Annotated in this window: 11 protein-coding genes; 7 read left to right on the top strand and 4 right to left on the bottom strand. The window is 72.8% G+C overall.

Features of this window, described 5'->3' with window-relative positions; genetic code table 11:
* Nucleotides 1–120: 120 nt before the first annotated feature.
* Nucleotides 121–822, bottom strand: coding sequence for a Type 1 glutamine amidotransferase-like domain-containing protein (locus ACFYYN_RS37405; RefSeq protein WP_500549297.1), 702 nt, complete (start codon nt 820–822; stop codon nt 121–123).
* 286 nt (nt 823–1,108) lie between these two features.
* Here ACFYYN_RS37405 and ACFYYN_RS37400 point away from each other — a divergent pair, with 286 nt between their 5' ends.
* The 3 genes from ACFYYN_RS37400 to ACFYYN_RS37390 all read left to right on the top strand — a co-directional run bounded on the left by ACFYYN_RS37400 (nt 1,109) and on the right by ACFYYN_RS37390 (nt 6,654).
* Nucleotides 1,109–5,185, top strand: a complete 4,077-nt coding sequence (locus ACFYYN_RS37400) for a discoidin domain-containing protein (RefSeq protein ID WP_500549296.1) — start codon at nt 1,109–1,111, stop codon at nt 5,183–5,185.
* A gap of 95 nt (nt 5,186–5,280) precedes the next feature.
* Nucleotides 5,281–5,850 carry a GNAT family N-acetyltransferase gene (locus ACFYYN_RS37395; RefSeq protein WP_500549295.1) on the top strand — a complete coding sequence of 190 codons (570 nt, stop codon included), beginning with the start codon at nt 5,281–5,283 and terminating at the stop codon, nt 5,848–5,850.
* A 27-nt stretch (nt 5,851–5,877) separates the two neighbouring features.
* Complete coding sequence (locus ACFYYN_RS37390; protein ID WP_500549294.1) at nt 5,878–6,654, top strand: hypothetical protein; 777 nt, start codon at nt 5,878–5,880, stop codon at nt 6,652–6,654.
* Here the strand turns inward: ACFYYN_RS37390 and ACFYYN_RS37385 are convergent.
* From ACFYYN_RS37385 to ACFYYN_RS37375, 3 genes are read right to left on the bottom strand one after another with little or no spacing between them, the layout of a single operon-like run.
* Nucleotides 6,635–7,195, bottom strand: coding sequence for a cysteine hydrolase family protein (locus tag ACFYYN_RS37385; RefSeq protein WP_500549293.1), 561 nt, complete (start codon nt 7,193–7,195; stop codon nt 6,635–6,637). The genes ACFYYN_RS37390 and ACFYYN_RS37385 overlap by 20 nt on opposite strands.
* On the bottom strand, nt 7,171–8,934 hold the full coding sequence (locus ACFYYN_RS37380) for an MFS transporter (RefSeq protein WP_500549292.1): 1,764 nt from the start codon (nt 8,932–8,934) through the stop codon (nt 7,171–7,173). The genes ACFYYN_RS37385 and ACFYYN_RS37380 overlap by 25 nt, the downstream gene beginning before the upstream one ends.
* On the bottom strand, nt 8,931–9,380 hold the full coding sequence (locus tag ACFYYN_RS37375; RefSeq protein WP_500336186.1) for a MarR family winged helix-turn-helix transcriptional regulator: 450 nt from the start codon (nt 9,378–9,380) through the stop codon (nt 8,931–8,933). Before ACFYYN_RS37375 ends, ACFYYN_RS37380 begins: the two co-directional genes overlap by 4 nt.
* A 186-nt stretch (nt 9,381–9,566) precedes the next feature.
* Between ACFYYN_RS37375 and ACFYYN_RS37370 the strand changes: the two genes are divergently transcribed.
* From ACFYYN_RS37370 to ACFYYN_RS37355, 4 genes are all read left to right on the top strand, one after another.
* Nucleotides 9,567–10,622 carry an ABC transporter substrate-binding protein gene (locus ACFYYN_RS37370; RefSeq protein WP_500549291.1) on the top strand — a complete coding sequence of 352 codons (1,056 nt, stop codon included), beginning with the start codon at nt 9,567–9,569 and terminating at the stop codon, nt 10,620–10,622.
* A 128-nt stretch (nt 10,623–10,750) separates the two neighbouring features.
* On the top strand, nt 10,751–11,755 hold the full coding sequence (locus tag ACFYYN_RS37365) for a FecCD family ABC transporter permease (RefSeq protein ID WP_500326243.1): 1,005 nt from the start codon (nt 10,751–10,753) through the stop codon (nt 11,753–11,755).
* The gene (locus ACFYYN_RS37360) at nt 11,752–12,855 is read left to right on the top strand and encodes a FecCD family ABC transporter permease (RefSeq protein ID WP_500549290.1); all 1,104 of its coding nucleotides are present in this window, start codon (nt 11,752–11,754) and stop codon (nt 12,853–12,855) included. Before ACFYYN_RS37365 ends, ACFYYN_RS37360 begins: the two co-directional genes overlap by 4 nt.
* Complete coding sequence (locus tag ACFYYN_RS37355) at nt 12,852–13,661, top strand: ABC transporter ATP-binding protein (protein ID WP_500549289.1); 810 nt, start codon at nt 12,852–12,854, stop codon at nt 13,659–13,661. The genes ACFYYN_RS37360 and ACFYYN_RS37355 overlap by 4 nt, the downstream gene beginning before the upstream one ends.
* Nucleotides 13,662–13,708: the final 47 nt, after the last annotated feature.

The raw sequence follows: 13,708 nt of genomic DNA, 5'->3' as shown, positions 1-13,708 counted from the left end.
ACCCACGCCCTCGACATCCGCAACCGCGTCATGCTCGAACTCGAACCCGACCACATCGCCGTCCGCCCCGACCGCCCCGAAGAGGACTGACCGGCAACCCACCCGGTTCCTGACCGGACCTCACGTCAGCAGGCGTGCGGGCAGTCCCGTCTCGCGCACCGCGCCACCGCTCCCGGACTCCACCCGGTGCAGGGTCGGACCCGGTCGTTCCGCGACGACCTCCGTGAGACCGCCGTCGGTGAACAGGGCCGCCACCCCGTCGTCGAGGGCCCAGCCGGCGGGCAGTTCCCCCTCGGCCACGGCAGCGCGGAACGCGGGCCTGCGGGCGGGCTCGCTGTCGTAGTGGGGGCAGAAGCTGCCCGACAGCAGGCCGAGGCCGTCGCGCAGCGGTGTGACGGGGCCGAAGGAGTCCGTGAGGCACGCCCCGAACCAGCAGTTGGCGCCGGCGCTGATGCCGCACAGGAGCACGCCCGCGTCGAGGGCTTCGCGGAGGACCACGTCGAGGCCGTGCACGCGCCACACGGCGAGCATGGCCGCGGTGTTGCCGCCGCCGACGTAGACGACGTCCTGGGAGAGGACGAAGGAACGCAGGTCCCGGTGGTCACGGCGGAACAGCGGCAGGTGGGCCGGTTCGCAGTCGCGCGCGGCGAACGCCGAGTGGAAGTCCTCGACGTAGGACTGCGCGTCACCACTGGCGGTGGGCACGAAGCAGACCTTCGGGCGGCGCCGCCCGGCGGGGCGCAGCACGTATGCGTCGAGCGGCGACCCGGGCGCCCAGGAGAAGCCGCCGCCCAGCAGCACGATCCTTCTCTTCGCAGCCATACGGGCATCTTTGACGGCCACTGGGCGGGCGACACCTCCTGCCCGGACCGCCGCCGGAAAGGCCCCCGGCGCGGGCGGACCAACGACTCTGACGCGAAGCCCGACTCATGTCAATATGTATTCCTAATTTAGGAGAATCCCGGAACGTGGCGTGCCCAAAACCTTGACAGGCCCTTCCCGGCGGGTGCATGTTCGGCAACGTTGTCATCGCGATGGCAACGTTGTCATCGCTTCGATGATGCCAGGCCGCCTCCTCATTGAACATCCCTGAACGGAGCCGTTGTTCATGCCGGACCAGTCCTCCCTGCCCTCCCGACGCGCCGTACTCTCCACCGGCTCCACCCTCCTCGCGGGGTTCGGGCTCGGCATGGCCTTCCCCGCCGCCGCCACGGCACAGACGCGGTCCTCGAACCCGGCCGATGCCCGGGGCGAACTCGCCGCGTACCGCCCGGTCACGGTGTCCTCCACCGACTACGCCCCCACACCGGCCGAGTTCGCCGTCGACGGCCTCGACCGGGTCGGCGTACGGGGCTCCGGCTGGCGGGCCGCCGCCGGCGACCCCCAGTGGATAGCCGTCGACCTCCAGGCCCTGTGCGAGGTCGGGTCGGTGCGCCTCACCTTCGAGGCGACGGTCGACGACCCGCCGTTCACGCCCGGGACCGGTGGCAACCCCCGCGACAACACCACCGGCCAGGAGGTGCTGTCGAGTTGCGCGGTCGCCTTCGTGATCGAGACCTCGCGCGACGGGAAGTCGTGGACCGTCGCGCACCGCACCGACGACGGCAAGGGCGGGGTCGTGGAGATCGCCCTGCCCCGGCCCGTCACCGCCCGCTGGGTGCGGATGACGGTCACCAAGCGCTCCAACGCCAACCCTCTGGGCCTCAACGGCTTCCAGGTGTACGGCACCCCGCGCGGACACCGCCCCGAGGCCACCGGCTGGACCGACTGGGGCACCCACCACCGCACGCCCCCGGCCCTGGAGGTCGCCGACGACGGCACCGTGCCGCTGGAGTCCGGCTGGGACCTGACCATGGACGACTGGGCGGGCGGCAGCGCCGCGGAACTGTCCGCGCCCTCCGTGGACACCAGCGCCTGGCTGCCGGCCACCGTGCCCGGGACCGTCCTGTCCTCGCTCGTGGCCGAGGGCCACCTGCCCGACCCGGTCGCCGGCTTCGCCAACCTGCACATCCCCGAGGCCCTCTCCCGCCACTCCTGGTGGTACCGACGCGAGTTCCGCCTGCCCAAGGGCCTGCGCACCGGGGCCGGGCGCCGCGTCTGGCTCGAGTTCGACGGGGTCAACCACGAGGCGGACATCTGGCTCAACGGCAAGCAGGCCGGCACCCTCACCTTCCCCTTCGCCCGGGCCGCCTACGACGTGACCGGGCTGCTGGCGGCGCAGGGCCCGCAGGCCCTCGCGGTGAAGATCAGCCCCATGCCGTTCCCGGGCAGCCCCGGCGACAAGGGCGCGGCCGGCCTCGCCTTCGTCGACGCCGGCGCGAACATGATGAACCGCAACTCGCCGACCTACCTGGCCTCCTCCGGCTGGGACTGGATGCCCGCGGTGCGCGACCGGGCCGCCGGCATCTGGAACCACGTACGGCTGCGCTCCACCGGCGACGCCGTCCTCGGCGACCCCCGCGTCGACACCGTCCTGCCGGACCTGCCCGACACCCGCACGGCCGAGGTGACCATCGTCGTACCGCTCCGCAACGCCGCCGCGGAGGCCAGGTCCGTCACCGTCACCGCCGCCTTCGACGGCGTGCGCGTGCAGCGGACGGTCACCGTGCCGGGGGGCGGCAGCACCGACGTCGTCTTCGACCCGGCCTCGGACCCGAAGCTGCGCCTGCGGAACCCGAAGCTGTGGTGGCCCAACGGCTACGGTGAGCCGGAACTGCACCGGCTCACCCTCACCGCCTCCGTGGCCGGGCAGGAGAGCGACCGGCGCACCACGCGCTTCGGCCTGCGCCAGTTCGGCTACGAGTACGACACCCCGCTCACCTTCCAGTCCGGCTCCGACGCCTACGCGCAGACGGTCACGTTCACCCGGCGGACCGCCCGCTACGTGCGGATCCTGTGCCGCACCCGGGCCACCGACTGGGGTTCGTCGATGTGGGCGCTGTCGGTGGCCGACAGCAGCGTGCCCGACCTCGACCTCGCCCTGCACAAGGAGGCCACCTCCTCCTCCACCGACGACCCGAACAACCGCCCCGGCAACGTCACCGACGGGGACCCGGGCACCCGCTGGTCGTCGAAGTTCGAGGACGACCAGTGGGTCCAGGTCGACCTCGGCTCCGCGGTGCCCTTCGACCGCGTCGTCGTCACCTGGGAGCAGGCGTACGCCGAGACGTACACCGTCCAGGTCTCCGACGACGGCGACGACTGGACCGACGCCGCGTCCGTCGACAACGCCGCGGTCCCGCTGCCCTTCCAGACCTCGGGCGCGGCGAGCCTGCAGGACGTGGAGTTCGCCGCGACCACGGCCCGCTACCTGCGGATCCTCTGCCACACGCGCGCCACCAGCTGGGGCTCGTCGATGTGGGGCCTGTCGGTGGTCGACAGCGGTACACCCGGCACCGACCTGGCGCTGCGCAAGGAGGCCACCGCCTCGTCCTCCGAGGGCGACGGCAGCGGGCCGGGCAACGCGGTGGACGGCAAGCCGGGCACCCGCTGGTCCTCGAAGTACGAGGACGAGCAGTGGATCCAGGTCGACCTCGGCTCCGCGGTGCGGTTCGACCGGGTCGTCATCACCTGGGAGCAGGCGTACGCCAGGACCTACACCGTCCAGGTCTCCGACGACGGCGACGAGTGGACCGACGTGAAGTCCGTCGACAACTCCACCGTGCCGCTCAAGATCAGCGTCAACGGCGTCCGCGTCTTCGCCCGCGGCGGCAACTGGGGCTGGGACGAGCTGCTGCGCCGCATGCCCGCGGAGCGCATGGACGCGGCCGTGCGCATGCACCGCGACATGAACTTCACGATGATCCGCAACTGGGTCGGCAGCAGCAACCGCGAGGAGTTCTACGCCAGTTGCGACGAGCACGGCCTGCTGGTGTGGAACGACTTCCCCAACGCCTGGGCGATGGACCCGCCCAACCGCCAGGCCTTCCTCGACCTGGCGCGGGACACCGTGCGGCGCTACCGCATCCACCCCAGCGTCGTGGTGTGGTGCGGCGCCAACGAGGGCAACCCTCCGGGCCCGGTGGACGAGGGGATGCGCTCCGCGGTCCGCGCGGAGGCCCCCGCCCTGCTCTACCAGAACAACTCGGCCGGCGGCATCGTCTCCGGCGGCGGCCCGTACGGCTGGGTCGAGCCCGAGCGGTACTACTCCGCGTCCACCTACGGCAGCGGCAGCTTCGGGTTCCACACCGAGATCGGCATGCCCGTCGTGTCGACCGCCGAGACGATGCGGCGCATGGCCGGCGACGAGCCCGAGTGGCCGGTCGGCGGCGTCTGGTACCACCACGACTGGAGCACCCGCGGCAACCAGGCCCCGCAGAACTACCGCGCGGCCATCGAGGGCCGGCTCGGCACCGCGGAGGACCTCGACGACTTCTGCCGCAAGGCGCAGTTCGTCAACTACGAAAACTTCCGCGCCATGTTCGAGGCCTGGAACGGCCGGCTGTGGGACGACGCCGGCGGCCTGATGCTGTGGATGTCGCACCCCGCCTGGTACAGCACGGTGTGGCAGACGTACGACTACGACTTCGACGTCAACGGCGCCTACTACGGGGTCCGCAAGGCCGCCGAGCCCGTCCACGTGCAGGCCGATCCCGTGACCGGGAAGGTCGTGGCGGTCAACCACACGCCCGCGGCTCTCAAGGGTGCGACGGTGTCCGCGCGGCTGCTCGACCTGTCCGGTCATCCGCTGTCCGCGGAGCGTCGCGGCACGGTGGACGTCGCGGCGTCCGCGAAGGCGGAGGCGTTCACCGTGGCGTGGACGGACGGCCTGCCGGACTTCCACCTGCTGAAGCTGCGACTGACGGACCGTCACGGCGACGTGCTGTCCGAGAACGTCTACTGGCGCTACCGCAAGCCCGAGCACATGCAGGCGCTCAACAAGGCCGCGCGGACCCGGGTCCTGGCCGACGTCACGGACACGGACCTCTCGGGCGACCGCCACGGGCTGACCGCGCGGCTGAGCAACCGGGGGTCCACGGTCGCCGCCCTGGTCCGGCTCTCCCTGCTGGACTCCCGTGACGGGGACCGGGTGCTGCCCACCCTGTACAGCGACAACTACCTGTGGCTGCTCCCTGGTGAGAGCCGCACGGTGACGCTGTCCTGGCCCGCCGGGGCGCTGCCGTCGAAGCGTCCCGAGCTGCGGGTCGACGGCTACAACGTGCCGCCGGTCACCGCGCAGCCGTAGTCCCCGTCGCCGCCGTGGCGGTCACCTGCCGGGTGACCGCCACGGCGATGCGGCGCGCCGGGAACCCGTCCCACATCGCGGACGTCTGACAGGAGGTGACGACTTCTCCAGCCCTGATGCGCCCGGCGCGGTTCGGCGACCTGGCGGCCATCGTGGACGTGCACACGCAGGCGCGTGCCGCGTACTACCAGGCGGGCGGCCTGCCCGGTTCCGAGATCGACAGCCCCGACGGGTGGGCGCGCCGTCGCGCGTCCTGGGCGCACGCCATCCAGTCGAGCGCGACGACGGTGCTGTGCGCCGTCGAGGACACCGAGGTGGTCGGCGTGGTGGCCATGGGGCCGCCCAAGGAGGGCTCGGAGGCCGCGCCGGCGTGCGGTGAGCTGCACTGGATCCACGTACGCCCCGACCGCTGGGGCCGCGGCGTCGGGGGGCGGTTGCACGCCGAGTTCGTGCGCTTCCTGCGGGACTCCTCCCTGGAGACGGGGCTGTTGGACGCCTGGGAGCGCAACAGCCGCGCCCTCGCCTTCTACACCCGCCACGGCTGGGTCCCGGAGGGCGGTCGCCGCCCCGGCCCCGGCGGCGCCGACTTCGTACGTCTCCGTCTCGACCTGCGCGGCCGCGTGTCCGCCGCCGCGTCCGCGGGCAGTAGCGTGCCACTGGCCTGACCGGCGGCGTCTGGCATCCTTTCCGGTGTGCTGATCAAGGGGTACGACCACGGACCGCTGACGGCCGGTGAGCCGCTGACGGACCGTCCCGGCTTCTGGGCGAACCACCTCCTGGGGTGGTGCGAGGCCGGGCCGTCCGACGAGCGTCCCGAGCCGGAGTGGTTCGGGGACGACGGGGCCGACACCGACGCCCTGGCCGAGGTGCTGGACGACGAGCGGGCCTGGCCGGTCCTCAGGGTGCCCTTCGGGGACGGCCACTGCGTCGTCCTGGTCCACCGGAACCTCGACGGCGACGCCGGGCTGGACTTCCTTCTCACCCACCCCGGCTGGGTCCGCGCGGAGACCCTGTTCTCGTACGCCGGCGACGCCTACGGCCCCGGTCTGCGGTGGCGCCAACTGGTGCACGTCGCCGAGGCGGTGCCGGGTGCCGGCCCGGACGAGGGCCTGTCCGATCCCGCCGCCCGGCTGCTGCTCCTGCTGCCCGTGCTCACCGACGGCCGGCGGCACGCCACGAAGGCCCTGCCGCGGATCGCCGCCGCGCTCACGGCGGTCGGCGCGCCGCAGGAGACGGCGGCGCTCGCGGCCCGGTGCCTCATCGGCGGTCCGGGGGACGGGATCTGGCACGACCCGGCGTGGGGCTCGCCGCTCAGCGGTGGCGGTTCCCGTACCGGGGAGGGCGAGGGGCGGCCGTACCCGGAGCCGTTGCCGGGCCTCGGCGTGACCGCCGCCCAGGGGGAACGGCTCGCCCGCGCCCTCGGCGGGCACGGGGAGCCGTCCACCGGGGTCAGTGAGCCATGGACTTGACCCATTCCTCCACGGTGACGACGTCGGCCTGCCGCGGGAACACCTTCTCCGTGAGCACGCGGTGCACCTCCGGGTCGGCGTCCAGGCATCCGTCGGACAGGACGGTGAGCCCGTAGTCGAGGTCGGCCGCCTGGCGCAGCGTGGACAGGACCACGCCTGAGGTCGCGATGCCGGTCAGGACGAGGCTGTCGATGCCACGCGCCCTCAGGACGACGTCCAGGTCGCTGCCCGCGAAGGCGCTGACGCGCTTCTTGGTGACGACGATGCCGCCGGGGGCGGGCGCGACGTCGGGGTGGATCTCGGCGCCCGGGTCGCCCGCGGCGAAGCCGCCCGCCTGCGCGAGCGCGCCGAAGGTCTTGTTGCGGGAGCTGATCTCCGGATGTCCGGCGCGGAAGCCGATGACGACGTGGATGACGGGGACGTCCGCGGCACGCGCGGCGTCGATCGCGTCACGCACCCGGGACAGGTAGCCGGTGTCCCCGGTGAAACGGTCGGTGATGGCTCGCTGGACGTCCATCACGAGGAGTGCGCTGTGCGCCATTCTTGCTGTCCTTTGTCCGTGACGTTCGGGTCGTTCGGGTCGTTCGTGTCGCCACCGGGACGGCTCGCCGCGGGAGTGTCGCGGCGGCCGCGCAGCGCCGAGGCGAGCGCGGCGATCAGGGCCATGACGGTGGCCGCGCCGAAGACGGTGACGAGTCCGTGGTGGAAGGGACCGGAGACGAGCGTGGGGAAGAAGGCCGTGCCGGTCAGGACGTGCACCTGGTGCTCGGGCAGGGTGCCGAGGACCCCGCTGGGCGCGAGCAGGTGGCCGATGGGGTTGTCGCCGAGGAAGGTGGCGAACAGGGTGCTCACCGGCGGCAGTCCGGCGACCTGCTCGGCGGTCCCGGCGGGCACGCCGTTCGCCCGCAGTCCGTCCGCGAGCGTCTGCGGCAGCGAGCCGGCCAGGCCGGCGATCATCAGCGAGAAGCACAGGCCGATGGAGAGCGCGGTACCGGAGTTCTGGAAGGTGGAGCGCATGCCGGAGGCGACGCCGCGCTGATCCGGCGCGACGCTGCCCATGATGGCCGAGGTGTTGGGGGCCGAGAACATGCCCTGCCCGATGCCGCTCACCAGCAGCAGTGCCGCGAAGGCGGGGTAGGGGAAGTCGACCGGGAGCGCGAGCAGGCCGACGAACGCGGCCGCCACGAGGACCAGTCCAGTCGTGGAGAACAGCCGGGCGCCGAAGCGGTCCGACAGGTACCCGGACACCGGCCCCGCCACGAGGAAGCCGACGGTCAGCGGCAGCATGAACAGGCCCGCCCACAGGGGCGTCTGCTCGAAGTCGTAGCCGCGCAGCGGCAGCCAGATGCCCTGCAGCCAGATGATGAGGGTGAACTGCAGGCCGCCGCGGGCGATCGCGGTCAGCAGCACCGCCAGGTTGCCGGCGGCGAACGCCCTGATGCGGAACAGGCCGAGCTGGAACATCGGTTCCGCGACCCGGGTCTCCGCGACGCAGAACGCCACGAGCAGCAGCACGCCCGCCGCCAGGCCGCCGAGCACCCAGGGGTTGGTCCAGCCCGTGGGGTGGCCGCCGTAGGGCTGGATGCCGTACGTGATGGCGGCGAGCAGGCCCCCGGCGCCTGCGGTGAAGCTGAGGTTGCCGATCCAGTCGACCCGCCCCCGCTTCCGTGCGCCGGTCTCCCGCAGGCTGCGGTACGACCAGACGGTGCCGACGACGCCGATGGGCACGCTCACCCAGAACACCGCGCGCCAGTCGATGGTGGCCAGCAGCCCGCCGGCGATCAGCCCGAGGAACTGGCCCGCGAGCGCGGTGATCTGGTTGATGCCCAGCGCCATGCCGCGTTGCCGGGTGGGGAAGGCGTCGGTGAGGATGGCCGCCGAGTTCGCGGTCAGCATCGACCCGCCGACGGCCTGCACGATCCGGAAGCCGATCAGCCACAGGGCTCCGCCCCCGCCCCTGAGCGGGTCGAGGGACAGGGCGAGCGAGGCGCAGGCGAAGATCGCGAAGCCCATGTTGTACATCCGGACCCGGCCGAACATGTCGCCCAGGCGGCCGAGCACGACCACCAGCACGGCGGAGACCAGCAGGTAGCCCAGGATCATCCAGAGCAGGTAGCCGATGTTGCCGGGGGCGAGCGGGTCGAGGCCGATCCCGCGGAAGATGGCCGGCAGGGAGATGATCACGATCGACGCGTCGATCGTCGCGATCAGCACGCCGAGCGTGGTGTTCGACAGCGCCACCCACTTGTAGCGGCCGCCGGCGACGTCCGCGCTGGTCACAGCTGCTCCGCCAGCCGGTCCAGCAGCGGCAGCGCGTCGACGAGCTGCCGCCGCTCCTGCGCGGTGAACTGCCCGCCCAGCACGGCGGCCAGCCGCTGCACCGACTCCGACCGGCGGTCCGCGAGCACCTTGAGCCCCGCCTCCGTCACCGTCATCACGACGCGCCGCTTGTCCTTCGCGTCCGGCCTGCGGCTCACCAGCCCGCGTTCCTCCAGCCCGGCCAGCGTCGTCGCCATCGCCTGCGGGCGCACCCGCTCCAACTCGGCCAGCGACCCCGGAGAATCCGGGCCGTCCCGGTCCAGCCGGGCGATCACCGACACCTCCGACAGCGTCACGTCCCCCACGGCGTGCGCCTGGCGCAACCGCCGCGCGATCCGGCCCACGCTCAGCCGCAACGCAGCCCCGACCTCGGTCGGGTCACCCGCTTCGAGTGCCTTCGCATCCATGATTAGTAACAATAGATTAATCAATCTGATGTAACTATCGAGCTCCGGTCAAGACCGGACCAAGAGGCGGCGCCGGGACCGGGCGGGAGCGCCCGGGGACCCCCCGCTTGCGGAGGGCGCACAGGCAGCGCATAAGGTTAGGCTCGCCTAATGCTTCAAAGGTGAACCACGTACAGGAGCCTCCACATGTCTCTTCGGCGCCGCGGCACAGCCGCCGTCGCTGTCGCCATCGCCGCCGCGCTCTCCCTCGCGGCCTGCGGTGGATCCAGCAGCAACGGGAAGGAGGGCAGCGCAGCCGCCTCCGCGACCGCCGGGTCCAAGGACTCCAAGTCCGTCGCGCAGGGCGGCGAGGACTTCGGGGACGCCGCGGAGAAGACCGCGGCCATGGGCACCACCGCCGAGCCGGGCGAGTGGCCGCGCACCATCACGCACGCCATGGGCAGCACCGTCCTCAAGGCGCAGCCGAAGCGCGTCGTCGTCCTGGATGTAGGCGAGCTCGATAACGTTGTCTCGCTCGGCATCAAGCCGGTCGGCCTCGCGCCCACCGAGGGCTCGCCGGAGCTCCCGTCCTACCTCAAGGGCGCCGCGGGCAAGCCCGCGAACATCGGCACCATCAACAGCCTCAACCTCGAGGCGATCGCCGCGCTCAAGCCGGACCTGATCCTGGGCAGCCAGCTGCGCGCCGCCGACTCGTACGACGAGCTGTCGCAGATCGCGCCGACCGTCTTCTCCATCCGCCCCGGCTTCACGTGGAAGGAGAACTACCTCCTCAACGCGGCCGCGCTGGACAAGACCGCGCAGGCCAGGGCGAACCTCGACGCGTACGCGAAGAAGGCGGAGGCACTCGGCACGAAGCTGGGCGCCGACAAGCCGACCGTGTCGATGGTGCGCTACATGCCCGAGGGCAAGATCCGCCTCTACGCGAACGACTCCTTCATCGGCACCATCCTCAAGGACGTCGGCATCCCGCGGCCGAAGAACCAGGACATCGAGGACCTGGCCGCCGAGATCAGCGCCGAGAACATCGACCAGGCCGACGCCGACTACATCTTCACCGGCGTCTACGGCGACCCCAAGGCCACCGAGAAGTCCAAGGCCCAGGGCAACCCGCTGTGGAAGAACCTGAACGCGGTCAAGGACGGCCACGCCTTCGACGTCCCGGACGAGACCTGGTACCTCGGGCTCGGCGTCACCGCGGCCAACGCGGTCCTCGACGACCTGGAGCAGCGCCTCACGGCGTGAGCCCGCGAGGCCACCGAGAGCCGTACGCCGGGCGCCGGCGGGCCGGCGTGCCCGCCGGCGCCCGGCGCGCGCCCGTACGACCCGCAATCCGCAACGCGGAACCCGGAAAGAGAGAGTGAGCGCGGCGCATGGCGCGACCGACCCGTCGCCGTATCGCCTGGCTGGTGGGGTGCGCGGTGATGCTGCTGATCGCCGTCCTGCTGAGCCTGGCCGTCGGCAGCCGACAGATCGCCCCCGGCGAGGTCATCCAGGCCCTGCTGCACGGCGGCACCAGTGACGACGCCCAAGTGGTGCGGGCGTTGCGCGTGCCGCGCACCGTCATCGGAGTGCTGGCCGGCGCCGCCCTCGCCGTCGCCGGGACCGTGATGCAGGGCGTCACCCGCAACCCGATCGCCGAACCCGGCATCCTGGGCGTCAGCCAGGGCGCGTCCGTCGGGGTGGTGTGCGCGATCGCGTTCCTCGGCGTGCACACCCTCACCGGGTACGTCTGGTTCGCCTTCGTGGGCGCGGCGGTCGCGGCGGTCGCCGTGTACGCCGTCGCCGCGGGCGGTTACCGCGGCGCCTCCCCCGTGAAGCTCGCGCTGGCGGGCGCCGCGATGAACGCCTTCCTCGCCTCCGTGGTCTCCGGGATCGTCACCACCGACGCCCACGCCCTGGACGAGTTCCGGTTCTGGCAGGTCGGCTCGATCAGCGGCCGCGGCAGCGACGTCATCGGCCAGATCTGGCCGTTCGTGGCGGCCGGACTGCTGCTGGTCGCGACGATGGCCCGGGGCCTGGACGCGCTCGCGCTCGGCGACGACGCCGCCAAGGGCCTCGGCCACAACGTGGCGCTGCTGCGCGTCCTGGGCGCGGTGGGGGCGACCGTGCTGACCGGCGCGGCCGTGGCCGCCGTGGGGCCGATCGCCTTCACCGGCCTGGCGGTTCCGCACATCGCCCGGGCCCTGGTCGGTGCGGCGCACCGCTGGGTGCTGCCGGTGGCCGCCCTCCTCGGTCCGGTGATGATCCTCGCCTCCGACGTGCTCGGCCGTATCGTCTTCCCGCCCTCGGAGGTACCGGTGGCCGTCATGACCGCCCTGCTCGGCGTGCCGTTCCTCATCGCGCTGGTGCGGCGCCGGACGGTGGTGGCCGCATGAGCCGCGCGACCGCGCCCACGACCTCGCCGACGCCCACGCCCGCCCGGCTCTCCGTACGCCCGGCCGGGCACGCCCTGTTCCGTCCCGGGCGGGGCAGTTTCCTGGTCCACCGCCGGGCGGTCCTCGTCGCCGTCGTGCTCGCCGTGCTGCTGCTCGCGGCCGTCGTGCTCTACCTCTGCGTCGGCGAGTCCTTCGTCTCCCCCGCGGAGGTCGTCAACGTCCTCCTCGGCCGTCCCAGCCCGGACCAGCTCGTCGTCGGCACGCTGCGACTGCCCCGCCTGGTCGTGGGCCTGCTCGCCGGGGTCGCCTTCGGCGTCGCCGGGGCGCTGGTCCAGGCCGTCGCGCGCAACCCGCTGGCCAGCCCCGACGTCATCGGCGTGACCCACGGCGCGGGCGCCGCGACGGTCGCCGCGATGAGCTTCGGCCTCGCCTCGCACACCGCGCTCCCGTACGTGTCGATCGCGGGCGGGCTGGCGGCCGCGCTGCTCGTCTACGTCTTCGCCTGGCGCCGCGGGCTCCACGCGTCGCGCTTCGTCCTCGTCGGGATCGGCGTCTCGGTCGCCCTGGGCTCGCTCACGCAACTCTTCCTCACCAAGGGCGACTTCCTCGTCGCGCAGCAGGCCAAGGTCTGGCTGACGGGCTCGCTCAACAGCCGCGGCTACGACCAGGCCGCTCCCCTGGCGACGGTGCTGCTCCTGGCGATCCCCGCGGCGCTCTGGGCGGCCAGGGCCCAGCGCGGCGCCTCCTTCGACGACGACACCGCCTTGGCCCTCGGCATCCGGCTGGACCGGGTACGGCTCGGCCTGACCGCGCTCGGCATCGTCCTGGCCTCGGTGGCGACGGGGGCGACGGGACCGGTCGACTTCGTCGCCCTCCTCGCCCCGCAGATCGCCCGGCGGCTGACCCGCACGGCGCAGATCCCGCTGCTGTCCTCTGCGCTGACCGGCGCGCTCGTGGTCGTCGTCGCCGACCTGCTGGCCCGGCGCCTGTTCTCCCCCGTCGAACTCCCCGTCGGCGTCCTCACCGCAGCGGTGGGCGCCCCCTACCTGATGTGGCTGATCGCCCGCACCCGCAGCCGTTCCGGAGGCACCACCTCATGAGCCGTACCAGCCGACTCACCGCCCGGGAGCTGACCCTGGCGTACGAGGACCGCACCGTCGTCGACGGCCTGGACCTGGAGGTCCCCGACGGGCGGGTCACCGTCATCGTCGGCCCCAACGCCTGCGGCAAGTCCACGCTGCTGCGCGCGCTGGGCCGGCTGCTCAAGCCGCGCTCCGGCACGGTCCTGCTGGACGGCACCGAACTCGCCCGCATCCCCGGCCGGCAGATCGCCCGGGCGATCGGCGTCCTGCCGCAGAGCCCCACGCCGCCGGACGGCATCACCGTCGCCGACCTCGTGGCGCGCGGACGCCAGCCGCACCAGAAGTGGTGGCAGCAGTGGTCCGAGGCCGACGAACGCGCCGTAGCGGAGGCGCTGGAGCACACCGGCACCGCCGACCTCGCGGACCGGCCGGTCGACGAGCTGTCGGGCGGGCAGCGCCAGCGGGTGTGGATCGCCATGGCCCTCGCCCAGGAGACCGACCTGCTGCTGCTGGACGAGCCGACCACGTACCTCGACATCGCCCACCAGGTGGAGGTGCTGGACCTGGTCCGCCGCCTCAACCACGGGCGGGGACGCACGGTCGTCGCCGTGCTCCACGACCTCAACCAGGCCGCCCGCTACGCCGACCACCTCATCGCCATGAAGGCCGGCCGGATCGTCGCCCAGGGCCCGCCCCGCGACATCGTCACGGCGGACCTCGTCCACGAGGTCTTCGGCCTCACGTCGGTCATCGTCCCCGACCCGGTCACGGGCAGCCCCCTCGTCGTCCCCGGAGTCCCCTGGCAGCCCGCCGCGGCACAGTGACCCCTCCGCCGTCGCACGGCACGGCGGAGGCCGACGGCCTCCGCCAT

The sequence above is a fragment of the Streptomyces sp. NPDC001902 genome (assembly GCF_042891295.1).
Lineage (GTDB): Bacteria > Actinomycetota > Actinomycetes > Streptomycetales > Streptomycetaceae > Actinacidiphila.
The sequence above is the reverse complement of the archived record's forward strand: the minus strand, read 5'-3'. Positions and strand labels throughout refer to the sequence as shown.